The 25,065-nt window shown below is 59.4% G+C and carries 26 protein-coding genes; 13 read left to right on the forward strand and 13 right to left on the reverse strand.

Annotated features, from left to right (window positions below):
- The first annotated feature begins 114 nt into the window (after positions 1-114).
- The 3 genes from FCH38_RS07600 to FCH38_RS07610 are packed head-to-tail and all read left to right on the forward strand — an operon-like array spanning position 115 to position 2,629.
- Positions 115-744, forward strand: coding sequence for a DUF1285 domain-containing protein (locus FCH38_RS07600; protein WP_174373386.1), 630 nt, complete (start codon positions 115-117; stop codon positions 742-744).
- Positions 741-1,376: an NUDIX hydrolase gene (locus FCH38_RS07605; RefSeq protein WP_174373387.1), complete on the forward strand. Its 636-nt coding sequence runs from the start codon at positions 741-743 to the stop codon at positions 1,374-1,376. The genes FCH38_RS07600 and FCH38_RS07605 overlap by 4 nt, the downstream gene beginning before the upstream one ends.
- On the forward strand, positions 1,373-2,629 hold the full coding sequence (locus tag FCH38_RS07610) for a CCA tRNA nucleotidyltransferase (protein WP_174373388.1): 1,257 nt from the start codon (positions 1,373-1,375) through the stop codon (positions 2,627-2,629). Before FCH38_RS07605 ends, FCH38_RS07610 begins: the two co-directional genes overlap by 4 nt.
- A 26-nt stretch (positions 2,630-2,655) precedes the next feature.
- On the opposite strand, the gene FCH38_RS07615 is transcribed toward FCH38_RS07610, so the two are convergent.
- The 3 genes from FCH38_RS07615 to hemF all read right to left on the reverse strand — a co-directional run bounded on the left by FCH38_RS07615 (position 2,656) and on the right by hemF (position 4,278).
- On the reverse strand, positions 2,656-2,841 hold the full coding sequence (locus FCH38_RS07615) for a DUF1059 domain-containing protein (RefSeq protein WP_046797940.1): 186 nt from the start codon (positions 2,839-2,841) through the stop codon (positions 2,656-2,658).
- Between the two features lie 133 nt (positions 2,842-2,974).
- The gene (locus FCH38_RS07620) at positions 2,975-3,244 is read right to left on the reverse strand and encodes a hypothetical protein (protein ID WP_174373389.1); all 270 of its coding nucleotides are present in this window, start codon (positions 3,242-3,244) and stop codon (positions 2,975-2,977) included.
- 122 nt (positions 3,245-3,366) lie between these two features.
- The gene (gene hemF / locus FCH38_RS07625; protein WP_174373390.1) at positions 3,367-4,278 is read right to left on the reverse strand and encodes an oxygen-dependent coproporphyrinogen oxidase; all 912 of its coding nucleotides are present in this window, start codon (positions 4,276-4,278) and stop codon (positions 3,367-3,369) included.
- Between the two features lie 231 nt (positions 4,279-4,509).
- Here hemF and FCH38_RS07630 point away from each other — a divergent pair, with 231 nt between their 5' ends.
- On the forward strand, positions 4,510-4,785 hold the full coding sequence (locus FCH38_RS07630; RefSeq protein ID WP_149900030.1) for a hypothetical protein: 276 nt from the start codon (positions 4,510-4,512) through the stop codon (positions 4,783-4,785).
- 13 nt (positions 4,786-4,798) lie between these two features.
- Here the strand turns inward: FCH38_RS07630 and FCH38_RS07635 are convergent, their stop codons facing one another.
- On the reverse strand, positions 4,799-6,451 hold the full coding sequence (locus FCH38_RS07635) for a Na/Pi cotransporter family protein (protein ID WP_149900031.1): 1,653 nt from the start codon (positions 6,449-6,451) through the stop codon (positions 4,799-4,801).
- 174 nt (positions 6,452-6,625) lie between these two features.
- Entirely contained in the window at positions 6,626-7,099 is a 474-nt protein-coding gene (locus FCH38_RS07640) for a tRNA (cytidine(34)-2'-O)-methyltransferase (protein ID WP_174373391.1), read from the reverse strand.
- A 234-nt stretch (positions 7,100-7,333) separates the two neighbouring features.
- Here FCH38_RS07640 and FCH38_RS07645 point away from each other — a divergent pair, with 234 nt between their 5' ends.
- From FCH38_RS07645 to FCH38_RS07660, 4 genes are all read left to right on the forward strand, one after another.
- Entirely contained in the window at positions 7,334-8,209 is an 876-nt protein-coding gene (locus FCH38_RS07645; RefSeq protein WP_174373392.1) for a phosphodiesterase, read from the forward strand.
- Positions 8,210-8,588: 379 nt separating this feature from the next.
- Positions 8,589-10,439 (forward strand): ABC transporter ATP-binding protein, encoded by a 1,851-nt coding sequence (locus tag FCH38_RS07650; protein WP_149900034.1) that lies wholly within the window; start codon positions 8,589-8,591, stop codon positions 10,437-10,439.
- Between the two features lie 123 nt (positions 10,440-10,562).
- A complete protein-coding gene (locus FCH38_RS07655; protein ID WP_174373650.1) occupies positions 10,563-12,428 on the forward strand; it encodes an ABC transporter ATP-binding protein in 1,866 nt (621 codons plus the stop codon).
- A 198-nt stretch (positions 12,429-12,626) separates the two neighbouring features.
- Positions 12,627-14,540, forward strand: a complete 1,914-nt coding sequence (locus FCH38_RS07660; RefSeq protein WP_174373393.1) for a methyl-accepting chemotaxis protein — start codon at positions 12,627-12,629, stop codon at positions 14,538-14,540.
- A 75-nt stretch (positions 14,541-14,615) separates the two neighbouring features.
- Here FCH38_RS07660 and FCH38_RS07665 read toward each other — a convergent pair whose 3' ends face one another.
- Positions 14,616-15,548 (reverse strand): endonuclease/exonuclease/phosphatase family protein, encoded by a 933-nt coding sequence (locus FCH38_RS07665; protein ID WP_174373394.1) that lies wholly within the window; start codon positions 15,546-15,548, stop codon positions 14,616-14,618.
- A 307-nt stretch (positions 15,549-15,855) separates the two neighbouring features.
- Between FCH38_RS07665 and petA the strand changes: the two genes are divergently transcribed.
- The 4 genes from petA to FCH38_RS07685 all read left to right on the forward strand — a co-directional run bounded on the left by petA (position 15,856) and on the right by FCH38_RS07685 (position 19,441).
- Positions 15,856-16,434 (forward strand): ubiquinol-cytochrome c reductase iron-sulfur subunit, encoded by a 579-nt coding sequence (gene petA / locus FCH38_RS07670; protein WP_149900037.1) that lies wholly within the window; start codon positions 15,856-15,858, stop codon positions 16,432-16,434.
- 14 nt (positions 16,435-16,448) lie between these two features.
- Positions 16,449-17,732, forward strand: coding sequence for a cytochrome b (locus FCH38_RS07675; protein WP_174373395.1), 1,284 nt, complete (start codon positions 16,449-16,451; stop codon positions 17,730-17,732).
- 22 nt (positions 17,733-17,754) lie between these two features.
- Positions 17,755-18,663: a cytochrome c1 gene (locus tag FCH38_RS07680; RefSeq protein WP_149900039.1), complete on the forward strand. Its 909-nt coding sequence runs from the start codon at positions 17,755-17,757 to the stop codon at positions 18,661-18,663.
- Between the two features lie 235 nt (positions 18,664-18,898).
- Positions 18,899-19,441: an adenine phosphoribosyltransferase gene (locus FCH38_RS07685; RefSeq protein ID WP_045019026.1), complete on the forward strand. Its 543-nt coding sequence runs from the start codon at positions 18,899-18,901 to the stop codon at positions 19,439-19,441.
- A 14-nt stretch (positions 19,442-19,455) separates the two neighbouring features.
- On the opposite strand, the gene FCH38_RS07690 is transcribed toward FCH38_RS07685, so the two are convergent.
- The 4 genes from FCH38_RS07690 to ychF all read right to left on the reverse strand — a co-directional run bounded on the left by FCH38_RS07690 (position 19,456) and on the right by ychF (position 22,509).
- The gene (locus FCH38_RS07690) at positions 19,456-20,091 is read right to left on the reverse strand and encodes a class I SAM-dependent methyltransferase (RefSeq protein ID WP_174373396.1); all 636 of its coding nucleotides are present in this window, start codon (positions 20,089-20,091) and stop codon (positions 19,456-19,458) included.
- Positions 20,092-20,153: 62 nt separating this feature from the next.
- Positions 20,154-20,621 (reverse strand): MaoC family dehydratase, encoded by a 468-nt coding sequence (locus tag FCH38_RS07695; RefSeq protein WP_174373397.1) that lies wholly within the window; start codon positions 20,619-20,621, stop codon positions 20,154-20,156.
- A complete protein-coding gene (locus tag FCH38_RS07700; RefSeq protein WP_174373398.1) occupies positions 20,618-21,091 on the reverse strand; it encodes a MaoC family dehydratase in 474 nt (157 codons plus the stop codon). Before FCH38_RS07700 ends, FCH38_RS07695 begins: the two co-directional genes overlap by 4 nt.
- A 314-nt stretch (positions 21,092-21,405) precedes the next feature.
- Positions 21,406-22,509 (reverse strand): redox-regulated ATPase YchF, encoded by a 1,104-nt coding sequence (gene ychF, locus FCH38_RS07705; protein WP_174373399.1) that lies wholly within the window; start codon positions 22,507-22,509, stop codon positions 21,406-21,408.
- Between the two features lie 238 nt (positions 22,510-22,747).
- Between ychF and clpS the strand changes: the two genes are divergently transcribed.
- Positions 22,748-23,059 carry an ATP-dependent Clp protease adapter ClpS gene (gene clpS / locus FCH38_RS07710; protein ID WP_149900044.1) on the forward strand — a complete coding sequence of 104 codons (312 nt, stop codon included), beginning with the start codon at positions 22,748-22,750 and terminating at the stop codon, positions 23,057-23,059.
- Between the two features lie 3 nt (positions 23,060-23,062).
- Here clpS and FCH38_RS07715 read toward each other — a convergent pair whose 3' ends face one another.
- The 3 genes from FCH38_RS07715 to FCH38_RS07725 all read right to left on the reverse strand — a co-directional run bounded on the left by FCH38_RS07715 (position 23,063) and on the right by FCH38_RS07725 (position 25,065).
- The gene (locus tag FCH38_RS07715) at positions 23,063-23,515 is read right to left on the reverse strand and encodes a GNAT family N-acetyltransferase (RefSeq protein ID WP_174373400.1); all 453 of its coding nucleotides are present in this window, start codon (positions 23,513-23,515) and stop codon (positions 23,063-23,065) included.
- A 5-nt stretch (positions 23,516-23,520) separates the two neighbouring features.
- A complete protein-coding gene (gene pth / locus FCH38_RS07720; protein ID WP_174373401.1) occupies positions 23,521-24,237 on the reverse strand; it encodes an aminoacyl-tRNA hydrolase in 717 nt (238 codons plus the stop codon).
- Positions 24,238-24,336: 99 nt separating this feature from the next.
- Positions 24,337-25,065 (reverse strand): substrate-binding periplasmic protein, encoded by a 729-nt coding sequence (locus tag FCH38_RS07725; protein WP_174373402.1) that lies wholly within the window; start codon positions 25,063-25,065, stop codon positions 24,337-24,339.

Consider the following 25,065-nt stretch of genomic DNA (forward strand, 5'->3'; position numbering starts at 1 on the left):
CCGAGCCTATATCGCCCTGCTTACAGCTTATTGCTCTCTTGGCCGCTGACAAGCGCCATTCGAATGACTATGTCGTGACTTAGTATTTCCTTATCGGCAAAGCGAGACTCGAATATGGCAGCGGAGACGATAAATTCGGCTGATGATGCGGCGGGGCTGGCGGCGATGATTTCCCGCGCCTCCGAGCAGACCGGCGACGCCAAACGCGGGCCGGCCCCGGTGGAACGCTGGAATCCACCCTTTTGCGGCGATCTCGACATGGAAATCCGCGCCGATGGCACATGGTTCTACCTCGGCACGCCCATCGGCAGAGCGCCGCTGGTGCGGCTGTTTTCCACGGTTCTGCGCAAGGATGAAGACGGCAAGACCTACCTCGTAACTCCTGTGGAAAAAGTCGGCATCCGCGTGGTGGATGCGCCTTTCGTCGCCGTGGAAATGAAGGTGACGACGGGAGAGGCGGATGGCGAACCGCTGCTGACCTTCCGCACCAATGTTGGCGATGTGGTTGAGGTTGGGCCGGAGCACGCGCTGCGCTTTGAAATTTTCGGTGAGAACCGCGAATTGAAACCCTATCTTCTGGTGCGTGGCCGGCTGGAGGCTCTCGTCTCGCGGGCGGTGATGTATGATCTTGTGGCGCTGGGAGAGGTGATCGACGTGGATGGCGTCGACATGTTCGCCGTGCGCTCGGGCGGGATGATCTTTCCGGTCATGCCCGCCAAGGAACTGGAGCGGCTTTCGCAATGAATTCGACGACTGACTTCAAGACTTTTACCGCAGCCGATTTCCGCCGCCGGATTTTGCAGGAAGGCGAGGGCGTGGCCGAGCGGGAAAATGGCGACCATGTGCTCAATCCGGGCGTGGTGCTGTCTGGCAACGGCATCCGGCTGAAGGATGCCGCAGTGTTGATACCAGTTATCGACGATGGCAACGATGCGCGGGTGATCTTCACCCAGCGCACGGCAACCCTGCGCCAGCATTCAGGCCAGATTTCCTTTCCTGGCGGCGGCATCGATGCCGAGGACCGCACGCCGGAAGAAGCGGCGCTGCGTGAGACGGAAGAGGAGATCGGCCTGTCGCGTTCTTTCGTGGAAACGGTCGGACGGCTGCCGGATTATATTTCCGGGACGGGTTTTCGCATCAAGCCGGTGCTGTCAGTCGTCCGCCCCGGCTTTGATTTGACGCTTAATCCCACTGAGGTGGATGAGGTTTTCGAGGTGCCGTTGTCCTTCCTTATGGACCCGGCCAATCACGGGCGCGGCAGCCGCATCTTTCAGGGGAAGGAGCGGTTTTTCTACGAAATGCCCTATGGCGAGCGCTACATTTGGGGCATTACGGCGGGCATCGTGCGGACGATTTACGAGAGGTTTTATACATGAATAGCCTTGCCGGGCAGGACTGGTTCGAAAAACCGGCGCTGAAGCGCATCTTTGCGCTTTTGAATGCCGATGGCGGCGAGGTGCGGATCGTCGGCGGCGCAGTGCGCAATGCGCTGATGGATCTGCCGGTCGTCGATGTCGACATGGCAACGACGCTTACCCCCGATGTGGTTGTTCAGCGAGCGAAAGCAGCTGGTATCAAGGCGGTGCCAACCGGCATCGAGCACGGCACGGTGACGCTGGTGATCGATGGCGAAGGCTTTGAAGTCACGACTTTGCGCCGCGATGTCGAGACCAATGGCCGCCATGCGCAGGTGGCTTTCGGCACCGACTGGCAGACCGATGCCGAGCGGCGAGACCTCACCATCAACGCCCTTTATGCCAACGAAAAGGGTGAGATCATCGACCTTATCGATGGCCTTCCCGATGTGGAAACCCGCACGGTGCGCTTCATCGGTGATGCGGCGATGCGGATTGCGGAAGATTACCTTCGTATCCTGCGGTTTTTCCGCTTTTTTGCCCATTATGGTTCAGGCCGGCCCGATGCCGATGGCTTGCGTGCGAGTGCGCGGGCCAAGGACAAGCTTGGGACGCTTTCGGCCGAGCGGGTGTGGAGCGAGCTGAAAAAACTGCTTTCCGCGCGTGATCCTTCCCGCGCCCTGCTGTGGATGCGGCAATCCGGTGTTCTGACGGAAATTCTTCCCGAAACGGAAAAATGGGGCATTGATGCCATTCACGGGCTGGTGGCGACGGAGCAGTCCCTCGCCTGGGCTGTGGACCCGATGCTGCGGCTTGCCGCCATCGTGCCGCCCGACAAGGACAGGTTGGCGGCACTTGCGACGCGGCTGAGGCTTTCGAAGGCTGAGGCGGGATATCTTGCGCATTGGGCTTCCGCCCCGGTGATCGACCCTGACATGAAGGAGACGGCGCTTGACCGGCTGCTTTATCGCCAGGGTGTCGAGGGTGTGAGGACGCGGCTGAAGCTCGCGCTTGCCTCGGCCCGCGCCGACGTCTCTGCGGGTGATGCGGCGATGCAGAAAGTGGCGTGTCTTTCGACGCTGCTGACGAGAGCGGAAAAATTCAAAAAACCGGGATTTCCGTTGAGCGGTGCGGATGTGATGGCCGCCGGCGTCGAGGCTGGCCCGAAGGTGGGCGAGGTGCTGAAAAGTCTCGAGGAAAAGTGGATCGACGTCAATTTCTCGCTGGACCGGGCAGCGCTGACCGCCCGGCTGAAAACCATGCTGGAGAATTGAGACCGCAGCGATGACGGCGGTTCGGCTTAAGCCGCATTTGCCTCGTCGCGGATGCGGGCCTTGATGTTGTCGATCATATTTTCGCGGATCGTGGTTTCGCCATGGGCCGAGCGCATATGTTCCACCGTGCGGCGGACAACTTCGGCGTCGTCATCGGCGCGTGTATGCCAGGCACAGCCGGGCACGAGCGTTCCACATTCAAACAGTCTCATTGGTTTTACCTCCCTGTTTCGAGTGAGGGACAGCATTGAAAGAACATGCTGTCCCTCTGCCAAGAAACGAATGGTCGCCGCTTATGTTCCAGAGCGGCACCCTTCGACCCTGTTCGGGTCTCTATTCTGGTCCTTATTCTGGCATTGCCCAGCACTGGAAAACAGAGGATGTGCCGGCTGCCGGAATTTTTGTACGAGGCATTTCGTCATTGGCCGCCCGCCGTGCCGTGGTTTGTCCGGCAAGGGTGCGCTTTACCTGTTCGACATAAAAGGAATGCGGCAGTTCGCGATCGCCCGTGGCACGCATTTCCGCTGCCAGGCGGTCGATCAAATCAGGGGTATCGATGGAATGCTGCGCTTCCTCGGGGGAAGCAGAAATAGGCATGCTGTTCGAAGTAATCATGACGATAGCTCCTCCAGTACGTCTGCGGGAGGAGACTATCACTGCCTTGATTTTTCCATAAGTCCTAATTTGCGCTATTTGCGACAAATTGGCTGATGAGCGTCAAATTTGCGTGAGGTTTTTTAAGGCCAGCGCACTACTGGCGGCAGAGACGACAGGATCGATTCGACATTGCCGCCGGTCTTCAGGCCGAAGATGGTGCCGCGGTCGTAAAGCAGGTTGAATTCCACATAACGGCCGCGGCGGATAAGCTGCTCGTCGCGGTCCTCTTCCGTCCAGGGTTGATTGAAATTGGTACGGACGATTTTCGGATAGACCAGATTGAAGGCGCGGCCGACATCCTGCACGAAGGCGAAATTGGCGTCCCAGCCGCCCTTTTCTTCTTCCGGGTGGAGCCAGTCGAAAAATATGCCGCCGATGCCGCGGGCTTCGTTGCGGTGCTTCAGGAAGAAGTAATCATCGCACCAGCTTTTGTAGCGCGGATAATCGGCGACGGGGTGGCGTTTGCAGGTGATTTCGAAGGCGCGGTGGAACAGCTGGGTATCTGCGTCCTCCTGCGTCCGTCTGCGGCCCAGTACGGGTGTCAGATCCGCGCCGCCGCCGAACCAGTGGCTGGTGGTGACGACCATGCGGGTGTTCATGTGCACGGCCGGGACATTGGGGTTGACCGGATGGGCGATCAGCGAAATGCCCGAGGCCCAGAAGCGTGGGTCTTCTTCCGCACCCGGTATCTGCTGGCGGAATTCCGGCGAGAACTCGCCATAGACGGTGGAGGTGTGCACGCCGACCTTTTCGAAGACGCGGCCTTCCATCATCGACATCTTGCCGCCGCCGCCTTCGCCATTGTCACGCAGCCAGTCCTTCTGCACGAAGCGGCCGGGCTCCTGATCCGACAGGGGGCCCGTCAGGTCGTTCTCGAGCGTTTCGAAGGAGGTGACGATGGTGTCGCGCAGATGCTGGAACCAGGCTTGGGCAACGGCCTTCTTGTCTTCGATGTCCTCGGGCAAGCCCTTCGGCAAGATTGGCCGTTCCATGCATAGTCTCCTTAGAGCATTTCCAGGAAAAGCGGTATCGCTTTTCCGTCAGGACAATGCGTAAAAATAAAGAGCTAGAGCGTTTTCGCGATTCGAAGAAAAGCGGAAACGCTCTAGGTGAAGTCGATTCCCCGTCGCGTCTAGCAGGTGCCGGCTTCATGCACAAATTCGACTCGCCAAGTTCACATGCGGACACTATCTTTATCGATGTAGGTGCCAGAGGTGAATATCATGACGAAATTTGCCGGACCGCCGCCCCTCGACGGGCTGAAGCGCAGGATTGCCAATCACCGCAGGGAACGCGAAAGCGCCGGCGGTGAACAAAAACGTGACGGCATGTTCGTGCGGCAGACCTTCTGTCTTGAGCGTGAAGAGGCCCGCGCCAAGGCGCGCGAATGGTTCGACAGCTTTCCCAAGGCCGCCTATTGGACGGAAGTGGAAAGCTGGCGGCAGCTGGAAGGCGACCGCATCGAATTCACCATGCGGCGTTTGCCCTCGGCCGATTGAACTTTAGAAATGCTCAGGCACGCGGCTCGGCGTAACGCAGGCGGCTTTCGATCAGCACACCGCTTTCATCCAGAATGGGGTGGGCCACCGTTACGATATGAGCGTTGATGCGCTTCAGATCCCGCAGCATGTCGAGATGCAGCGAGCTGGTCTGCATGCTTTCTGCCAACCCGTCGCGCAGCCGCTCCAGATGGCGATTGGAGGACTGTTTCTCGAGGCGGCGGATGTCCACCTTGCTTTCCATCAGCCGGCGGGCGAGATCGAAATCGCCGGTGACCAGAATGCTCTGGGCAGCGCGCAGGTTCTCGATGGTCATGTCGAACAGGGTCTTCAACTCCTCATAACCGTCATCGGAAAACTTGAAGCTGTTCAGCACTTTCTTGCGAATCTGCTCGCAGATGCCTTTTTCGATGATATCGCCGATATGTTCGAGATTGATCGCATAATCGATGATGGCGATCGAACGGCGGGCTTCCTCGTCGGAAAGCCCCCTGCGCCCCAATTGCGAAAGATAGACCTTCACCTCCTGCTGACGGCGATCGACTTTGGTTTCGAGGAGCGAAACTTCCTGAAGCGGTGCGAGATCATTGTGCTTGAAGGCGTTTTCGGCGCGGATCAGCATGCGCTCTATGCTGTCGCCCACGCTCAGGACCTCGCGGGTGGCGTTGGCCAGCGCGACGACCGGCATATCAAGCGCCTGCTGGTCGAGGAAATTTGGACCATCCTCAGCCTTCGGATCGCCCGGCACCAGCTTTGCCATCAGGTCGGATATGAGCCCGGAGAAAGGCCAGGCGACAGCTGCCAGAATGACATTGAAGATGAGGTGGGCATCGACTGGCAACTTGGCGGGCGAAAGCGGCAATTGTTGCAAATACGTTGCGCCGTAAGAGGCGAGCGGCATGGCGATGAGGCAGCCGATGGTGCGCACCACGAGGTTGCCGATGGTGATGCGCCGTGCAGAGGCGGGGCCGGAGAGTGTGGCGATGACGGGCGGAATGGCGCCGCCGAGATTGGCGCCGAGAATGAGAACAATGATGAGGCCGGCCGACAGCGTGCCGGTGGCGGCCAGCGACAGGATCAGCACCACGACGGCGAGGCTGGAGGAGGAGACGAAGGCAAGCACGGCGGAAAAGATCAGCGCGACGGGCCATGCGCCATCCAGCAGGCCGATGAAAACGCCGAGTGCCGGCGAAGCGCGCATCGGCTCGGTGGCGCCGCTCAAAAGATGCAGCGACAGAAGCATGAGGCCAATGCCGATAACCGCCGTTCCGCCGCCCTGTCTGGCGTTGGAGCTGCCTTTTTTGAGAATGATGCCGGAAAGGATCAGAAGCGGCGACAGCCATTCCACGCCGGCCGCCACAATCCACGCGGTGACGGCGGTGCCGACATTGGCGCCAAGCAGCACCACCTGCGCCATGCGCGGTTTGATGAGGTCACGTTCGGCGAAGGAGGCGACGGTGAGTGCCGTTGCCGTCGAGCTTTGAAGTGCGACGGTGGCGAAGAAGCCGGAAAAGAACGAACGCGGGCCGTTCTGAGTGCCGGTGGCCAGCACGCTTCTGAGTTTCATGCCGAAAGCGCGGGTGACGCCGTCCTTGACCTGCGCCAAGCCGAAAAGCAGCAGCGCGACCGCGCCGAGAAGGTTGACGATGACAATGGTGGATTGCATGCGACGTCTCCTCACACCCGCCGGCGGATTGTCCCGGCGAGGGCGATTTTTAATTGCCCGGCTAATCAGTATAGGAGCGTAAACGCCTTCGGTACAGGCCGGGTTGCGACAGTTTCGCGGTAAAATTGGTCAATCTTTATGTTTGCCTGCAAAAATGGCTACAAAGATGGCAGGTCAGGCCCATGCCGTCTGGCGCAGGGCCTCGCCGGTGATCATTGCCGCCGACATGGCGACGTTGATGGAGCGTTGTCCGGGCATCATGGGGATGATGATTCGCTCATCCGCCTTGTCATGCACGTGGTCTGGCACGCCGGCACTTTCCCGGCCAAAGAGCAGGATATCATCGCTGCGGTAGCTGATGTCAGTATAGGGCAGGGCGGCCTTCGTGGAGGCGAGAACAAGGCGGCGGCCAGTGGTCGCCCGCCATTCCTCGAAGCGCTCCCAGCTGACATGGCGCATCAGCGCCGCCGCGGCAATATAATCCATGCCAGCGCGTTTCAGATTGCGGTCGGAAATATCGAAGCCGGCCGGCTCGATGATATCGACCCCGAGGCCAAGGCAGGCGGCCAATCGCAGAATGGTGCCGGTATTGCCGGGAATATCGGGCTGATAAAGAGCTATTCTGATTTCGGGCCTGATTTCGGGCATGGTCTTCTCATTGCGGTTGGCGTGCCTGCCCGATTATCACGAGCGGGGGGCGGGCAACAGATGCGGCACAAAAAGTCCCTTTCCGGTGCCGTTGCCGGGCGGATATTCATTCGCGTGACACACAGGGCGGCTACCCATTCATCAGCACATCGTCAGGCCTGCCCGGAACAGCGGACGTGGCCGTCACGATACTTTTCGAGCCGGATTTTCTGCACGCAACAACAGGAGGACGACATGTCCGAACGGGTGAATTTTGTCCATCTGACCGATCTGCATATCGGCAATCCTCAGGTGCAGGATGATGATCTTTATTCCGAGACCTCGGCCACGTTGTCCGCCACGCTCACGCAGATCAAGGCGCTGGTGCCGCCGCCGGAATTCATCGTCGTCAGCGGTGATCTGACCAACCGGGGCGATGTCGGCAGCTATGAAGAACTCAAGCGCCTGATGGCTGAGGCGGAACTGGATATGCCGGTGCTTTTCGCGCTTGGCAATCATGACCGTCGCGACGGTTTTTATCCCGTGATGCTTGGCCGCAACGAAGATCTGGATGCGCCCTACGACCATTCGCGGGTGATTTCGGATATCCATGTCATCGTCATGGATACCAGCGTTCCCGGCAAGGTCGGGGGCGCCTTCGAACCAGGCCAGATCGAATGGCTCGAGGAGGAACTCGAAAACCATCCGGACCTGCCGAAGCTTCTGGTGATGCACCATGCGCCGGCGCTCGATTTCGACCGTCCCGACGCGGAGTGGGAATCTCTGTCCTTCGACGATACCGAGGCGCTGGACGAAGTGTTGTTCGAACACGACGTCATGGGCATTCTGGCGGGCCATATCCATTATGATCGCATGTCGCACTGGCAGGGTATTCCCGTTGTCGTCGGCATCGGCCAGCATTTCGCTACCGACCCGTTGTGGCTGCATGAGGGTGTGCGCATGCTGTCCGGTGCATCTTTCGCCATCGGCACGGCGCGGGATACCGGTCTGACCGTCACCTTCGCGCCGCAGCCCAGCGATCGCCGGGAACTCAAGCGTCATACGCAGGCCGGCATGGTTGAGCTTGTTACGGAATATGAGAGCGGGCAGGCGCAGGACGCAGCTGAATAAGACGACATATCCAGATTGAGTGATGGGCGGAAACCTTTGCGGGTAAATCCGCCCATTTTGTTATGTTCGACACAATCGGAAGTTTTCTGGCCCATCCAGTATCTTTCCGACTGGTCATTGATTATTTTTTGCGCTACAAGGCCACATCTTCAACACCAGCTAGGGAGGTTCTCATGGATATTGACATTCGCTTTCGCCTCCCGGCCCCAGTAGTGCCGCTGCTGGCTTAGGTGTTACCCCGCGGTTTGACCGCGTTTCCCATTTCTCGATTCGTCATGTGGCTGTCACGGCCATATCCAAAGACTTTTCCGTTCCGTCGTGAGCCATATTTGCGTTTGCTCACCTTTCGATGGGGCGATTGATTGCCGGAGCTTGGCCTATGTTTGGCTGGTTTGAAAAACGCCTCGATCCTTTTCCTTCTTCGACGCCCGATGTGCCGCCGAAGACGCTGTTGCCGTTCCTGTGGCATTATGTGAAGCCCGCATGGCCGTGGCTGCTGCTGCTTGGCCTGATGTCCATGGGCATCGCCATTGCCGAAGCCATGCTCTACAAATTCCTCGGCAGTATCGTTGACTGGCTTTCCACCGCCGATCGCGCGACGTTTTTTGCCGATGAGGGCTGGCATCTGATCGTCATGGCCGGGCTGGTGCTCTTCCTGCTGCCGCTGATGGGCGCGATCCACACCATGACGATGCACCAGACGCTTGCCGGCAATTTCGGCATGATCGCGCGCTGGAAGATGCATCGTTTCCTGCTGCGTCACTCCATGAACTTTTTCGCCAATGAATTTGCGGGCCGGGTTTCGACCAAGGTGATGCAGACGGCACTGGCGATCCGCGAAGTGGCGTTGAAGGTGATCGATGTTTTCGTCTACGCCATCAGCTTCGTCGTTTCGATGCTGTTTATGGTGGCGGCGGCCGACTGGCGGCTGGTCATTCCGCTTCTGGCATGGCTCGGCATCTATATGGGTATCCTCGCCTATTTCGTGCCGAAACTCGGCCGGCTGGCGCAGGAACAGGCCGATGCACGCTCGCTGATGACGGGCCGGATCGTCGATAGTTACACCAACATCTCGACGATCAAGCTGTTTTCCCATGCGGGCCGTGAGGAGCGATATGCGCGTGAGGGCATGAATGTGTTTCTGGGCACCGTTCACCGCCAGATGCGCAAGATTTCCGCCTTCAACATCCTGATCGACCTCAATAATGCGGTGGTGCTGTTTTCCACGGCCTCGCTTGGTCTCTATTTCTGGATGCAGGGTTCGGTGACGGCCGGTTCGGTCGCCATCGCCATCAGCCTTGCCATGCGCGTCAACGGCATGTCGCAGTGGATCATGTGGGAAGTCACGTCGCTGTTTGAAAATATCGGCACGGTCTATGACGGCATGTCGATGATGACGAAGCCGCATGATATCGTCGATGCTCCGAAGGCGCCGCAGCTTGCGGCACCGCAGGGCGCCATCCGTTATGATAACGTCCGCTTCCACTACGGCAAGAACAAGGGTGTGATCGACGGGCTGACGCTAGATATCAAGCCGGGCGAGAAGGTTGGTCTCGTCGGTCGCTCAGGCGCTGGCAAGACGACGCTGATGAACCTGCTTTTGCGCTTCTATGATCTGGAAGCGGGCAGGATCACCATCGACGGGCAGGACATCTCCAAGGTGTCGCAGGACAGCCTGCGCGAGCTGATCGGTGTGGTGACGCAGGATACGTCGCTGCTGCACCGCTCGATCCGCGACAACATCGCCTATGGCCATCCCGAGGCCACCGACGAGCAGGTGATCGCGGCGGCGAAGCGGGCAAATGCCTGGGACTTCGTGGAAACGCTGGTCGATATGCATGGCCGACAGGGCCTCGATGCCCAGGTGGGCGAGCGCGGCGTAAAACTCTCCGGCGGCCAGCGCCAGCGTATCGCGATCGCCCGTGTCTTCCTCAAGAACGCGCCGATCCTGGTGCTGGACGAGGCGACCTCGGCGCTCGACTCCGAAGTTGAGGCGGCGATCCAGGAGAACCTGTTCTCGCTGATGGAAGGCAAGACGGTGATTGCGATTGCCCACCGCCTTTCGACGCTGACGGAAATGGATCGGCTCATCATCCTCGACAAGGGCCAGATCGTGGAAGCGGGCAGCCATGCGGAACTGGCGGCGATGGGCGGCATCTATGCCGATCTGTGGCGGCGTCAGTCCGGCGGCTTCATCGCCGACCATGACGCGGAAGTGGCCGCGGAATAAAAAAAGCATAGGGGCGGGGAACACTCCCCGCCCTTTTTCATTTCCCGAACGTTACCGAAATATAATCTCTTCCCCAACGCTCTGCGGCTGTTCCGGCAACGGGAATCCGCCTATATCCCGATGATGGTCATTACCCGCATCTTCGAGTTTTTCGAGAACTGGATAAAGCCCTTCGCCCGCAAGGACGATTTGCGGCCGCCTGAAAACACATTCGCTTTCATCTGGTTTTACATCTCGCAGGCCAAGGCGCCGTTTTTCGCCATGCTGGTGCTGGGCGGGCTGACGGCGGCCATCGAGGCGGCGCTGTTCTGGTTTGTCGGGCGGCTTGTGGATATTCTCTCGACCGTGAAGCCGGGAGAAGGCTGGGCGGGACTGCTTTCCACCCATGGCGGCGAGCTGGTGGGCATGCTGGTGTTGATCGGCGTCGTGCGTTTCATCGTCACCATGATTACGGCGCTGGTGGACCAGCAGATCATCACGCCCGGCTTTTACAATCTGGTGCGCTGGCAATCCTACATGCATGTGGCGCGGCAATCGCTTTCCTTTTTCCAGAATGATTTTTCCGGCCGTATTGTCACCAAGGTATGGTCGGGCGGGCAGGCGGCGGGCGATCTCGTTACCTCGCTGATGGAAAGCGTCTGGTTCGTCGGCATTTATTCCGTCTCGATGCTGTTTCTGATCGGCGGGCTGGACTGGCGGCTGGCCGTCGTCGTGCTGGTCTGGGTGCTGATCTTTTCGGCGCTGGCGCGTTATTTCGTGCCGCGCATTCGATACCATTCGAAAGAGACGGCGGAAGCCGCCTCGATGCTCTCCGGCCGCATGGTGGATGCCTATAGCAATATCCAGACGCTCCGGCTTTTCGGCCGCGATGACGCCAATGATCGCTACATGCGGCAGGGTTTCGACATCTTCCAGAACGCCACCATGACCTTTACCCGGTTCATCACCGGCGTGCGCGCCTCCATGGCGCTGCTGTCAGGGGTGATGATCACCTCCATGGCGGCGCTGTGCATCGATCTGTGGCTATCAGGCAGGATCAGTTCCGGTGCGGTGGCCTTCACGCTGGCGCTGGTGCTGCGCCTCAACTTCCTGCTCGGCCGCTTGATGACGCAGTTCAACGGCATCATGCGCAATTTCGGCACGGTGCAGAATGCCGCCGAGTTGATCTCGCAGCCGATCGGCCTTGTCGATGCGCCGGATGCGGCCGCGCTGGAAGTGAAACGGCCGAGCATCCGTTTCGACAATGTCAGCTTCCATTATGGGCGGGCGAACGGTGTCATCGACAATCTCAATCTCGATATCGAGGCGGGGGAGAAGGTCGGCATCGTCGGGCGTTCCGGCGCGGGCAAATCCACCCTCGTCAACCTGCTGCTGCGGTTTTACGATGTCGAGAAAGGCCGCATCCTGATCGACGGGCAGGATATCGCCAGAGTGACGCAGGAATCGCTGCGCGCCCATATCGGCATGGTCACGCAGGATACGTCGCTTTTGCACCGCTCCATCCGCGACAACATCATGTTCGGCCGCATGGATGCCACCGAAGCGCAGTTGCGTGAGGCGACGCGGCGGGCCAAGGCGGATGATTTCATCGAGAGGCTGGAAGACCAGCGCGGCCGCACCGGTTTCGACGCCCATGTTGGCGAACGTGGCGTGAAACTCTCCGGCGGCCAGCGCCAGCGCATCGCCATCGCCCGCGTGATGCTGAAAGACGCGCCGATCCTCGTGCTCGACGAGGCGACCTCGGCGCTCGATTCGGAGGTGGAGGCGGCGATCCAGAGTAATCTGGATGAGCTGATGCAGGGCAAGACGGTGCTGGCCATCGCCCACCGCCTGTCGACCATCGCCGCGCTGGACCGGTTGATCGTGATGGATCAGGGCCGCATCGTCGAGCAGGGAACGCATTCCGATCTGGTCTCGCAGGGCGGACTTTATTCGGAGCTTTGGGCACGGCAATCGGGTGGTTTTCTCGCTGCCGAGGAGACCGTCTGAGACTGCGCTCTGCGACCGGGCGGCTATTCAATATGCACAAATATGAAATCAATGGTTGCTAATATCTGAAAAAACACACGAATAAAAAAGATTTATTCAACCTGAAATTTATAACAGGGCGGTAAGCTCTTGTTTATCGGTGCATGCAAAAAAAGGACCGCGGGAGGAACGCGCTCATTTTTTTGTGGATCGAGAACAATGCATATTTTTAGAATTCGTATTCTTCTGCCGGCATTGTTCGGCATCACAGTTCTCTTTTCCATCGCCCAGGGGGCCGCAAGCATGCGGTCCATCGGTGAGATGGAGCAACAGGCCGGCAACATCGTTCGGCGTATGGAGCGTTCGCTCATCATCGCCGATCTGAGCGACAGGCTAAGCGATATTCGTCGCAACTATCTGGTGGCGATGAACGCGGCAACGCCGGAGGCGCGGAATGCCATGTTCCAGCGCATCCTCAAAGCCCAGCAGGAGCGCGCCGAGGCGTTTGATGCCTATGGTGCGCAATTGCAGCTGCCTGCAACGATTGAAAAATTCCAGCGCCTGAATGGAATGGTCACAAATTACGAGGCCATGGGCGTGGAGCTGAAAAAAATCATCGTCACCGGCGATGTCGACGCCGCCCGGGCGCAGGTCGCCAAGATGACGCCGGTGGGCAACGCGGCGGGTGTGCTGATGAAAGAGATGATTGAGGACAATCGCGAGCGCGGTCTGGCGGACCAACAGGCGGCAGAGGCGGCGGGTGATTTTGCCTTCTTCATGTCGCTTGGCGGCATGCTCGTTGCCGCTGCCGTTGCGCTTGCCGCTGCGGTTTTTAGTTTCCGGCGTATCTCGCGCCCGATCAATGACATCACCCGCGCCATGAACGGGTTGGCTGCTGGCGATAATGAGAGCGCCATTCCACATTCCGGCCGCAAAAACGAGATCGGTGAAATGGCCGCGGCCGTTGCCGTATTCCGCGACAATGCCATCGAACGCGAGCGTCTGGAGCGGGAAACCGAGGCCAATCGCAGCCTCAGCGAGCAGGAGCGGATCGAGCACGAAGCACAGAAAGCGCGAGAAGCGGAAGAAATCCGTTTCGCGGTTGAAAATCTGGGCGCCGGGCTGAAGAAACTCTCGCAGGGCGACATGACCTGTCGTCTGGATATCGCCTTTGCCGAGCGGCTGGATGGTTTGCGCGGCGATTTCAACGAATCGGTCGCGACGCTGCAGGCGGCGCTGCGCTCGGTCGGTGAAAATGCCCGGGTCATCGATGCGGGCGCCGGCGAAATTCTGGCGGCGGCAGGCGATCTTTGCCGCCGCACAGAACAGCAGGCATCTTCCGTCGAAGAAACGGCGGCGGCGCTGGAACAGGTGACGACGGCGGTGAAGGATTCGGCCCATCGCGCCGCCGAAGCCGGCCGGATCGTGGAGCGAGCGCGGGAAAGTGCCGAAATGTCCGGCCAGATCGTTACGCGCACGGTTCTGGCGGTGCAGGATATCGAAAAATCCGCCAATGAGATCAGCAATATCATCAGCGTCATCGATGAGATTGCATTCCAGACCAACCTTCTTGCACTGAACGCCGGGGTGGAGGCTGCCCGGGCAGGCGATGCCGGCAAGGGTTTTGCCGTCGTGGCGCAGGAGGTGCGCGAACTGGCGCAGCGTTCGGCCAATGCCGCCAAGGAGATCAAGGTTCTCATCAGCCGTTCCGGCGAGCAGGTGCGCGAAGGGGTGTCGCTGGTCGGCAAGACGGGGGAGGCGCTTGAAGGGATCGTCGACGAGGTGCGGGAGATCAACCGCCACGTCGCATCCATCGTTGTCTCGACGCGTGAACAGTCGACCGGTCTTTCGGAAATCAGTTCCGCCGTGAACCTGATGGATCAGGGCACCCAGAAAAACGCGGCCATGGTGGAACAGACGACGGCTGCCAGCGGCAGCCTCGCTTCGCAGGCGGGCGCCCTCAACGTGCTGCTTTCGCAGTTCACATTGCGGGGGGCGGGGGAAAACATTCTTGTGGCCGGTCCGGCCTCGGTTCCGCAGCCTTCGCCGGCACGCGCGATGGGGCAAAAAATCGCTGCCGCCTTCGGTGGTGGACGACAGGCCGCGTCGGCACAGGAATGGTCCGAGTTCTGATCCGGGCTCTGCGGCCCGGCAAAATAAGGACGGCGGCTTTCGGGCCGCCGTTTTCGTAGGTCAGGGCGTCTGGTGTTACCGGCCGATCATGAAATCCGCCATCAGTCCGTAATGATTGGAGCCGAGGCTGTCGGGCAGGCGGGTGGTCTTCATCAGGGTTGCCGGTTCACGGGCGAAGATGTGGTCGATGGCGATGCCGAAGCGGCCTGCCTCCGTTGGCCATGTGGCGGGTTCCCATGGTGCTTTCTTCAGGTCGTTGGCGGCAAGAAAAGCGCGCATGTCGGGGGCGATGCTCGCCGAATTGAAGTCGCCCGCCAGAATGAGCGGCCCTGTGACGCGGAACAGGATTTCGCTGATCTCGTCCAGCTCATGTGCATGATAATCGTCGAAATAGGGTTTGGTGATGTGACCGGCGGCAAGCGTCAGCTCCGTGCCATCGAAATCGACGCTGGCGATGGCGAAACGGTCGCGGCGCAGATCGCTGAGGCTGTGGAAATGGCCTTCCAGCAATGGCCGTTTCGACAGGATCAAAAGGTCGCAGGTGGGCGTTCCGGTATAACAGCCGAGCCTGTGGGGATAGGTTTGCTCAAGCCGTGGCAGAACCGATTGCAGCGCCGCCGCCTCGAACAGATAGACAGCATCCGCGCCTGATTCGAGAATGGTGTCGGCAATCGCATCCGCATTGACGCCATTGTCCATCAGCACGTTGAAGGACAAAAGCCGGAAGGGCCTCGCATCCGATGCCGGGTTGGCGGATGTGGAGAATTCCATCAGCATGGCGATGGCATGGATGGCAAGTGCCAGCGACCAGACCATGAGCAGGGCGGAAACGGTGTCGCGCGTGAACCAAAAGACGAGGCACGACAACAGGATACAGACAAGGGCGATGTGGAGCTGGAAACTTGTGACGAAGGCGAGAAGCCAGAAATCCGTCACATAACGCAGGCTGGCGATGAAAAGAACGGCAGCCACCATCGTGGAGACCATGCAAGCGAGCTTCGCCGTCATCCGAATCCCTGCTTTCCAAGCTCTCCCTGTGCGTCTCGTAACATGGGGCACAGGCGGGCACAATGTTGCCCGCCTGCCAAGGCCCGCGAAAAATGCGAAACAAATCGGCCCCTCAGGCAGAATTACGGCAGCTTTGTGTGCTTTGCTCTTGCCAAGTCAGTCAATATTTTGCGATCAAACACATTGACGCGGTTTCTTGATGCCGCAGTTGTGTCCAGGACGATGGGACGGAGTTTGTCCTGGATCAAATCATAGCGGGAGGACTCATGCGATTTACGGCAAAAACAGCGCAGAGGATGGTGTAGCGGTGAGCGAGCACGTAACCAATCACGACGCCTCGGGTGAACCGACCCGTCGCGATTTTCTTTATCTAGTAACCGGAATGACGGGCGCCGTTGGCGCTGCTGCAGTCGCATGGCCGTTCATCGACCAGATGCGTCCCGATGCATCGACGCTGGCGCTCGCTTCCATCGAAGTGAATGTCGCGGCGGTCGAGCCGGGCATGTCGCTTACCGTGAAGTGGCGCGGCAAGCCGATTTTCATCCGCAACCGCACGGAAAAGGAAATCGATGAAGCCAAGGCGGTCGCTCTCGGCGACCTCAAGGATCCGGTGGCGCGCAATGCCAACATTGCCGCCGAAGCGCAGGCGACGGATATCGACCGTTCCGCCGGTGAGGGCAAGGAGAACTGGATCGTCATGATCGGTTCCTGCACCCATCTCGGTTGCGTTCCGCTCGGCCAGGCCGGCGATTTCGGCGGGTGGTTCTGTCCCTGCCATGGCTCGCACTACGATACGGCGGGCCGCATTCGTAAGGGCCCGGCGCCGCAGAACCTCGCCATCCCGACATTTGCATTCACATCCGATACCGTGATCAAGATCGGATAAGGGGACAGATATTTATGAGTGGCCATTCCAGTTATCAGCCGTCCACCGGCATCGAGAGGTGGATCGATTCGCGGCTTCCCTTGCCGCGCTTGATCTATGACAGCTTCGTTGCCTATCCTGTCCCGCGTAACCTGAACTACGCCTACACCTTCGGTGCGATGCTTTCCGTCATGCTGATCGTGCAGATACTCACCGGCGTCGTGCTTGCCATGCATTATGCCGCTGAAACGACGGTTGCCTTCAATTCCGTCGAAAAGATCATGCGTGACGTCAACCACGGCTGGCTGCTGCGTTATATGCACGCCAACGGCGCGTCGTTCTTCTTCATCGCGGTCTATCTGCACATTGCCCGCGGTCTTTATTACGGGTCCTACAAGGCGCCGCGCGAAATCCTCTGGATTCTCGGCTGCGTGATCTATCTCTTGATGATGGCGACGGGCTTCATGGGCTACGTGCTTCCCTGGGGCCAGATGTCCTTCTGGGGCGCGACCGTTATCACCGGCTTCTTCACGGCTTTCCCGCTGATTGGTGAATGGATCCAGCAGTTCCTGCTCGGCGGCTTTGCGGTGGATAATCCAACGCTCAACCGCTTCTTTGCGCTTCATTACCTGCTGCCCTTCATGATCGCGGGTGTCGTCATCCTGCACGTGTGGGCGCTGCATGTGACCGGCCAGACCAACCCGACCGGTGTGGAAGTGAAGAGCAAGACCGATACGGTTCCCTTCACGCCCTATGCGACGCTGAAGGATGCGCTCGGCGTTTCGGTGTTCCTCATCGCCTATGCCTGGTTCATCTTCTACATGCCGAACTTCCTCGGCCACCCTGATAACTACATCATGGCCAATCCGCTCTCGACGCCGGCGCATATCGTGCCGGAATGGTATTACCTGCCGTTCTACGCGATGCTGCGCGCCATCACCTTCAATGTCGGGCCGATCGATTCCAAGCTCGGTGGCGTTCTCGTCATGTTCGGGGCGATCATCGTGCTGTTCTTCCTGCCCTGGCTCGATACGTCGAAGGTTCGCTCTGCCGTCTATCGTCCGTGGTACAAGTTGTTCTTCTGGATTTTCGTGGTCAACGCCATCCTGCTCGGCTGGCTGGGTTCACGTCCTGCGGAAGGCCTCTATGTCGTCATGTCGCAGATCGGCACGCTGTACTATTTCGGGTTCTTCCTCGTCATCATGCCGATCCTCGGTCTGGTCGAAACGCCGCGGCGTATTCCGAATTCGATTACCGAGGCCGTTCTTGAAAAGAACGCCGCCAAGAAGGGTGCCGCGCCAGCGGTCGCCCAGATCTGAGCGCGAAGGAAGGATGACGACAATGAAGACGCTTCTCACGAGCATCGCGCTTATCGCCGCCATTGGCTGTTCCGCCGCCGCTTTTGCGGCGGAGGAAAGCCATGACCTCGCCACCAAGACCGAACATGCTATTGTCGGCAGTCACTTCCCGGTCATCAAGCCCGAGGAACAGAGCTGGTCCTTTGCCGGACCTTTCGGCAAATACGACAAGGGCCAGCTGCAGCGCGGTCTCAAGGTCTATAAGGAAGTCTGCTCCGCCTGCCATTCGATGAGCCTTGTTTCCTTCCGCACGCTGGGAGATTTCGGTTATTCGGAAGATCAGGTGAAGGCTTTCGCTGCCGAATATGAAGTGCAGGACGGCCCGAACGCCGATGGCGAAATGTATAATCGCAAGGCTGTGCCTTCCGATCATTTCCCTTCGCCGTTCCCGAACCATGAGGCGGCAGCCGCCGCCAATGGCGGGGCGGCACCGCCCGACATGTCGCTGCTTGCCAAGGCGCGCGGTGTGGAGCGTGGTTTTCCGCAATTCATCATCGACATGATCCCGATCATCGGCGGTTATCAGGAAGGCGGCCCGGATTATATCCATGCGCTGCTGACCGGATATCAGGATGCGCCGACAGGTATCAAAAACTCGGATGGTTCGGACTACCAGGTGCCGGAAGGCACGCACTTCAACCCGTATTTCGTCAGCGGTCCTTCCTTGAAGATGGCGCCGCCGATCAGCGCCGATCAGGTGACATACGACGACGGTGCGCCGCAGACGGTGGATCAATATTCCAAGGACGTGTCCGCCTTTCTGATGTGGGCTGCGGAGCCGCATCTGGAACAGCGCAAGCGCACCGGCTTCATGGTCATGGTGTTCCTGTTCATCTTCACGGCACTGATCTATCTCACCAAGAAATCGGTCTACGCCCGCAAGGAACATTGAGCCGCATCCAGTTGCCGGCCAATCAACGGCCTCCACGGTCTTCCGTGGGGGCTTTTTTATGGCCTGTCGGACAAAGGAACTGTTATCCGATCGCAGTTCACGCGACCTAGGCTGTCGAGGTTCTTTACCAACAGATGATGGCCGACGGTCGCGGTCCTTTTTTGTTGGTCCGCCGCCATCAAGTTGATAGGGTGGCCCGAACCCTCTGATCATTCCCATACCAAATGGAAATACCATGACCGTTATCGCTTCGGAGCTTTCCGCTGCCATCCGTTCCATTCCCGACTATCCGAAGCCGGGCATCATCTTTCGGGACATCACCACATTGCTCGGCAATCCGCGCGCTTTCCGCCGGGCGGTGGACGAGCTTGTGCAGCCCTATGCGGGAACGAAGATCGACAAGATTGCCGGCATGGAAGCACGCGGCTTCATTCTGGGCGGGGCGGTGGCGCATCAGCTTTCCGCCGGTTTCGTGCCGATCCGCAAGAAGGGCAAGCTGCCACACACCACGGTACGGGTTGCCTACAGTCTGGAATATGGCGTGGACGAGATGGAAATGCATGTGGACGCCGTGCAGCCCGGTGAGAAGGTCATTCTGGTCGATGATCTGATTGCGACTGGCGGCACCGCCGAAGGCGCAGTCAAGCTTTTGCGGCAGATGGGCGCGGATATCGTCTCCGCCTGCTTTGTTATCGATCTGCCCGATCTCGGTGGCCGCAAGAAGCTGGAGGACCTTGGCGTGGAGGTGCGGACGCTGGTGGAGTTTTCCGGCCATTGAGGCAGAAATAACGTTCAGGGCTGCTGCGGTAGCCCGCTCGTCCCGCCGGTTTTTCGTAAGGCAATCCATGTCCAGTAAACGCCCAGAGCGCGGTTCCCGGCCTGAATGGAACCGACCTCCGCTTCCCGGATTAACGTGAAGCCAAGACGGGCGGCCTCGTCTATGGTTTCCGCCGGGGAAATGGCAAAGGCGCGCCGGCCCTCGGGCGCCGGACCATGACGCAGCGACATGATGAGCAATCCGCCTGTCGCCGTCATCGCCGAGAGGCTTTCCATCGCAGCCCGCCTTGCATCGTGATTAACGTGGTGCCAGACGCCGCACAGGACCACCAGATCGAAGGTGCCATAGCGGCGAGCCTTTGTTAGCGCGGGCAAACTGTCATCCAGCCACGTTATTCTCTCCGATGAATGCAATTGCATGCCGGGTTCCCGAAGCTCTCCGACCGGCTCGACGGCAAGAACGCCATGGCCCTGCGCGGCAAACCAGGCGGCGTCGCGGCCGGTGCCGCTGCCAATATCTGCGATCCGGGAGAGTGTCGTCGGCAGCAGGTCGATGACGGGTGCGTAAATCGCGCCGCAGTCGAGATTGTCGAATCTGGAAATCAGCTCGGGCGTTGCTGCTTCGGCATAACCCTTGAGAATATCATCCATATTTACCGGCCCGCCGCTTTTCCTGCTGAAAGGTATCGCGGCGGCGTGATAGGGGCCAGTGCCTATTCGAACTCCAGAACCCCGCTGCGGAAGGTCAGAACCGTCTCTCCCGACTGGTTCACACCTTCGTTGAAGGTGGTGTTGAGCCAGACGCCGGCGCGGGATTCCAGCGGGCGGGTATCGAGCAGGGTGACGAAATAGGTCACATCATCACCGGCAAACACCGGCTTCTTCCATTTGAGCTCTCGAAAACCCGGCGAGGGGCCGAGCCGCGGTGGCTCAAGGCCTTGCTGTTTCAGCCTCTTTACCTCTTTTGTCCAATGGGACAGGAAACACTTCATCCAGCCCGCGCCCGTGTGCCAGCCGGAGGCACAGAGGCCGCCGAAAACGCTGTCTCTGGCGGCCTCGGCATCGAGATGGAAAGGCTGCGGATCAAAATCGCGGGCGAAGCGAATGATGTCTTCGGCGGAAAAATGCAGCGTATCAAGGGTCACGCGTTCGCCGATCGGGGAAAGTTCTGCCAGTCTCATGCTGCAAGGCCTCCATTTGCCCGCATCAGGAACATGACGGTGTTTTCGCCGTGCGATACCAGCACGCCGCGCTGGTTAAAAAGCTCGTGGCGGAATTTCACGAGGCCGATGCCGGGGCGTGAGCCGGAAGGGCGCTGTTCCAGAACGATGGATTTTCCCGAAAGCGTATCGCCCGCCAGAACAGGCTTTTTCCAGTCGACGTAATCGATGCCGGGGCTGCCCTGCGAGGTCGAGTTGGCAATATAGCTGTCTGCCATCATCCGCATCAGCAGGCTGCAGGTGTGCCAGCCTGATGCCGCCAGCCCGCCGAGAATGCTCTGACGGCCGGCTTCTTCGGAAAGATGCATGGGTTGAGGGTCGAATTCGCTGGCGAAAGCAATGATCTGCTCGGCCGAAATCGATTGCGGTCCGAGGGGAAATTCCCGTCCGACGGGGAAATCCTCATAGGCATAAGTCGCGACCGGCGTCATGGCGTCCTCCCTTCGCACAGTCAAGGTTGGCGCATCTAAGATGATTTTTCCGTTTACGTAAAGGTCAAATCGAAGGTGTGATGCGATGGAGGGATGGCGAGCGGGTGAGGCCCGTTTCTTCTCCCCGCCGGGGAGAAGTCCGCGGCAGCGGGATGAGGGGGCGAGGGTCGAGATATACGGAGAGCTTGCCCCCTCATCCGACCCTTCGGGCCACCTTCTCCCCGGCGGGGAGAAGAAACGGGCGGTAAGGCCGGCGCCCCTTCGATCAAGGCTTCAAAGAAGCGATCTATCCCCCAGACGGGCTCCAAACCAGATCAGGTATTGAAGCGGAAGTGGATGACGTCGCCGTCCTGAACCACATATTCCTTGCCTTCATCGCGCCCCTTGCCGGCTTCCTTGGCGCCCACTTCGCCCTTGTAGGCGATGTAGTCGTCAAAGCCGATGGTGAAGGCGCGGATGAAGCCGCGTTCGAAATCGGTATGGATGACGCCGGCGGCGGCGGGGGCTTTGGTGCCGCGCACGATCGTCCAAGCGCGCGTTTCCTTCGGGCCGACGGTGAAATAGGTGATGAGGTCGAGCAGGTGATAGCCGGCACGGATCAGCCGGTCGAGACCAGCTTCGGTAAGGCCAAGCGCCGAGAGGAATTCCTCGGCTTCATCGGCCGGAAGCTGCGCGACTTCGGCCTCGATCGCCGCCGAGATGATCACGCATTCCGCGCCCTGCTGCTTTGCCATCGCTGCGACGGCCTCAGTGTGCTCGTTACCGGAGGATGCGTCGGCTTCCGAGACGTTGCAGACATAGAGGACCGGGTGCGATGTCAACAGATTGAGGCCCTTGAGGATTTCGATCTCCTCGGTCGCCAGCGACTTCAAAAGCAGACGTGCCGGCTTTCCGTCGTTAAGCAGCGCGATGACGGCTTCCATCACGGGCAGTTGGGCGAGGGATTCCTTGTCCTTGCTGCTGGCGCGCTTGCGGGTCTGCTCAACGCGGCGCTCCAGGCTTTCGAGGTCGGCGAGCATCAGCTCCGTCTCGATCGTGTCGGCATCGCCGACAGGATTGATGCGGCCTTCCACGTGGGTGATATCGTCGTCCTCGAAGCAGCGCAATACATGTACGACGGCATCGACTTCGCGGATGTTGGCGAGGAACTTGTTGCCGAGACCTTCACCCTTCGATGCGCCGCGCACCAGGCCGGCAATGTCCACGAAGGAGATGCGGGTCGGGATGATTTCCTTAGAACCGGCGATGGCCGCAAGCTGCTGCATACGCGGATCAGGCACCGCAACTTCGCCGGTATTCGGCTCGATGGTGCAGAAGGGATAGTTGGCGGCCTGTGCGGCAGCCGTTTTCGTCAGCGCGTTGAAGAGGGTGGACTTGCCGACATTCGGCAGCCCGACGATACCGCATTTAAAGCCCATGGCTTGAAACCTGTCCGTTTGAAAGAATTCGTTGAGGAGCCTTTTGCGGAATGGGCAGGGCAAGGTCAAGCCCGCGGGCCGATTTGGGCCGGCAAAGCCCTGCGAATGGGTCGGAATTTCGCGCGAGCGCCGCACCGGGCTTGTCGATGGTACGGTTGCGGCGCAATATAAGTGGATCAAACGATCTTTCGCTAGCCAAGGGGATTTTCCCCGTGAACGACCATGATGAGCGACAATCATGAGTGACAGTCCTGTCGATCTCAAACCGAAACCGAAAGTCAAACCGAAGCTGGAGCGGCCGAAGCTCTACAAGGTCATGCTGCTGAATGACGACTATACGCCGCGCGACTTTGTCACCGTGGTGCTGAAGGCCGTCTTTCGCATGAGCGAGGAAACCGGCCATCGGGTGATGATGACGGCGCATCGCTTCGGCAGCGCGGTGGTTGTCGTCTGTGAGCGCGACATCGCCGAGACCAAGGCCAGGGAAGCGACCGATCTTGGCAAGGAGGCTGGGTTTCCACTGATGTTCACCACGGAACCGGAAGAGTGAATATTAGTCCTGCCGGATCTGAAAGCCGGTCTTGTTCTGCACAAAACCGCAGCTTTCGTAAAAGGCATGAACCGCAGGGTCGTCGCGGCCCGTCAGCAGCATGACCTTGTAACAGTTTGCGGTGAAAGCGGCCTTGATGGCATGGCGCACGACCATGCGGCCATATCCCCGACCGCGCTGGGCCTCCAGCGTCACTACATTTTCGATGAGGGCATAGGGGCGGGCGGCACGCGTCAGGTTTGGAACAACCAGAAGCGTAGCGGTCGCAACCGGTTTTCCGTCATGCATTGCCAAAAACACCGTCAGGCCGGATTGCTCAAGCATGGCGGTGAAGGGCGCACCAGCCTTTTGCGCCGTCAATTCGGGGTCCGATGGATTGAGCGCCCGGTAAAGTTCAAGCAGGCCAGGCAGATCGCCGGGACCGGCTTCGCGCAGGACAATGGTCTCTGAAGGCATTCGAGTTAGTCCTTCTTGCCGAACATTCGCTTCAGCATTTCTGCCATCGGCCCCGTTTCCGGCAGCTTTTTCGGCTGGGCGCTGTTGCGCGCCTGATGGATGTGGGACTGCCCGGCGGGTTTGGCCGCCTTCACCGGCTTTTCGGCTTCCGGCTTGCTGCCCGTGGCCAGCGCTAGCTTGTTCATCAGCTGCGAATCTTCACCCTTCACCAGCATGGCGGCGTTGTCGGCAATGGCGTCCAAAAGCGGATCGAGCCAGACCCGGTCGGCCTTGGCGAAATCGCCGAGCACATGGCCGTGCACGCGTTCCTTGTCGCCGGGGTGGCCGATGCCGAGGCGCAGGCGGCGGTATTCCTTGCCGCAATGGGCGTCGAGCGATTTCAGACCGTTATGGCCGCCATGGCCGCCGCCCGTCTTGATGCGCGTGCGGCCGGCGAGAAGATCGAGCTCGTCATGGATGGCGATGATGTCGCCCGATGTAAGCTTGAAGAAGCGCATGGCTTCGCCGACGGATTCGCCGGAAAGGTTCATATAGGTGAGCGGCTTCATCAGCAGAACCTTCTCGCCGGCGATTTCACCTTCGGAAATCTCCGCCTTGAACTTTCTCGCCCACGGCGAAAAGGAGGGTAGGCGCTGCAATGCGTCGACGGCCATGAAACCGATATTGTGGCGGTTTCCCGCATATTGTGCGCCGGGATTACCAAGTCCTGCGATGATCTTCATGGGGCATGTCCGCATTTTTACCTGATGATGCTGTTGTCACCACCCCGAAATCCGCTGGCTGTCAATCATTTTATCGATTTGGGCAATATTTGAAGGATGTCAGGGGCTGACGAGATTATAGCGGTCGAATATCCGCTGTTGCGCGCCGTCGGCGATCATTCTGTCCAGCCGTGCCTGCAATTTCGCGATGACCGCGTCGGGAACACTCTTGTTGCAGGCAAGTCCCAGCTGTTGCCGCGAAAGCGTTATCACTTCCCTGAAGGTATCGGCCGGCAGGCTTTTGAAGGTGCTCTCCGACATGGGCATCAGGTCGATGCGCCCCGCTCTCAATTTATGAAGCGTGATCTGGAAATCCGCGCCGACATCCACCTGCGGGAAACCGAGCGTTTCCAAGAGGGTTTCGGTATAGTCGCCGCGCTGGGTGCCGACGCGATATTTCTTCGCGTCCTCAAGGCTGGAGACATTGATATCCGCCTTGCGGCGCGCCACGAGAATGTTGCGGTCGGTGTGGATCGGCGAGACCCATTTGAAGAGTTTTTCCCGTTCCGGCGTTCGCGCCGTGGCGAAGACGCAATGCATGGTCTGTGTCGTGGCGAGCGCAATTGCCCGCGCCCACGGCATGACAGCGACTTCGTAACTGGTGCCGGTTTCCTCCAGCAGGATCTTCAGCTGGTCGAAATAGACGCCGTGCACGCTGCCGTCGGCGGCCTGCAGATTATACGGAGGATAGACTTCGGTCGTCAGGAAAAGCTTGGCCGCGCTGGCCGGCCATGGGGCAAACAGGGGTGCGAGAGCAAGAAAGATCAGACAAATGCGGATCAATCCCAT

It is taken from the genome of Agrobacterium tumefaciens (genome assembly GCF_013337285.1).
Lineage (GTDB): Bacteria > Pseudomonadota > Alphaproteobacteria > Rhizobiales > Rhizobiaceae > Agrobacterium > Agrobacterium burrii.

Excerpts from the sequence above, each read along its gene's own strand:
- FCH38_RS07600 (WP_174373386.1), top strand. The coding sequence starts at position 115 with ATGGCAGCGGAGACGATAAATTCGGCTGATGATGCGGCGGGGCTGGCG.
- FCH38_RS07605 (WP_174373387.1), top strand. The coding sequence starts at position 741 with ATGAATTCGACGACTGACTTCAAGACTTTTACCGCAGCCGATTTCCGC.
- FCH38_RS07610 (WP_174373388.1), top strand. The coding sequence starts at position 1,373 with ATGAATAGCCTTGCCGGGCAGGACTGGTTCGAAAAACCGGCGCTGAAG.
- FCH38_RS07615 (WP_046797940.1), bottom strand. The coding sequence starts at position 2,841 with ATGAGACTGTTTGAATGTGGAACGCTCGTGCCCGGCTGTGCCTGGCAT.
- FCH38_RS07620 (WP_174373389.1), bottom strand. The coding sequence starts at position 3,244 with ATGATTACTTCGAACAGCATGCCTATTTCTGCTTCCCCCGAGGAAGCG.
- hemF (WP_174373390.1), bottom strand. The coding sequence starts at position 4,278 with ATGGAACGGCCAATCTTGCCGAAGGGCTTGCCCGAGGACATCGAAGAC.
- FCH38_RS07630 (WP_149900030.1), top strand. The coding sequence starts at position 4,510 with ATGACGAAATTTGCCGGACCGCCGCCCCTCGACGGGCTGAAGCGCAGG.
- FCH38_RS07635 (WP_149900031.1), bottom strand. The coding sequence starts at position 6,451 with ATGCAATCCACCATTGTCATCGTCAACCTTCTCGGCGCGGTCGCGCTG.
- FCH38_RS07640 (WP_174373391.1), bottom strand. The coding sequence starts at position 7,099 with ATGCCCGAAATCAGGCCCGAAATCAGAATAGCTCTTTATCAGCCCGAT.
- FCH38_RS07645 (WP_174373392.1), top strand. The coding sequence starts at position 7,334 with ATGTCCGAACGGGTGAATTTTGTCCATCTGACCGATCTGCATATCGGC.
- FCH38_RS07650 (WP_149900034.1), top strand. The coding sequence starts at position 8,589 with ATGTTTGGCTGGTTTGAAAAACGCCTCGATCCTTTTCCTTCTTCGACG.
- FCH38_RS07655 (WP_174373650.1), top strand. The coding sequence starts at position 10,563 with ATGGTCATTACCCGCATCTTCGAGTTTTTCGAGAACTGGATAAAGCCC.
- FCH38_RS07660 (WP_174373393.1), top strand. The coding sequence starts at position 12,627 with ATGCATATTTTTAGAATTCGTATTCTTCTGCCGGCATTGTTCGGCATC.
- FCH38_RS07665 (WP_174373394.1), bottom strand. The coding sequence starts at position 15,548 with ATGACGGCGAAGCTCGCTTGCATGGTCTCCACGATGGTGGCTGCCGTT.
- FCH38_RS07675 (WP_174373395.1), top strand. The coding sequence starts at position 16,449 with ATGAGTGGCCATTCCAGTTATCAGCCGTCCACCGGCATCGAGAGGTGG.
- FCH38_RS07680 (WP_149900039.1), top strand. The coding sequence starts at position 17,755 with ATGAAGACGCTTCTCACGAGCATCGCGCTTATCGCCGCCATTGGCTGT.
- FCH38_RS07685 (WP_045019026.1), top strand. The coding sequence starts at position 18,899 with ATGACCGTTATCGCTTCGGAGCTTTCCGCTGCCATCCGTTCCATTCCC.
- FCH38_RS07690 (WP_174373396.1), bottom strand. The coding sequence starts at position 20,091 with ATGGATGATATTCTCAAGGGTTATGCCGAAGCAGCAACGCCCGAGCTG.
- FCH38_RS07695 (WP_174373397.1), bottom strand. The coding sequence starts at position 20,621 with ATGAGACTGGCAGAACTTTCCCCGATCGGCGAACGCGTGACCCTTGAT.
- FCH38_RS07700 (WP_174373398.1), bottom strand. The coding sequence starts at position 21,091 with ATGACGCCGGTCGCGACTTATGCCTATGAGGATTTCCCCGTCGGACGG.
- ychF (WP_174373399.1), bottom strand. The coding sequence starts at position 22,509 with ATGGGCTTTAAATGCGGTATCGTCGGGCTGCCGAATGTCGGCAAGTCC.
- clpS (WP_149900044.1), top strand. The coding sequence starts at position 22,748 with ATGAGTGACAGTCCTGTCGATCTCAAACCGAAACCGAAAGTCAAACCG.
- FCH38_RS07715 (WP_174373400.1), bottom strand. The coding sequence starts at position 23,515 with ATGCCTTCAGAGACCATTGTCCTGCGCGAAGCCGGTCCCGGCGATCTG.
- pth (WP_174373401.1), bottom strand. The coding sequence starts at position 24,237 with ATGAAGATCATCGCAGGACTTGGTAATCCCGGCGCACAATATGCGGGA.
- FCH38_RS07725 (WP_174373402.1), bottom strand. The coding sequence starts at position 25,065 with ATGGGATTGATCCGCATTTGTCTGATCTTTCTTGCTCTCGCACCCCTG.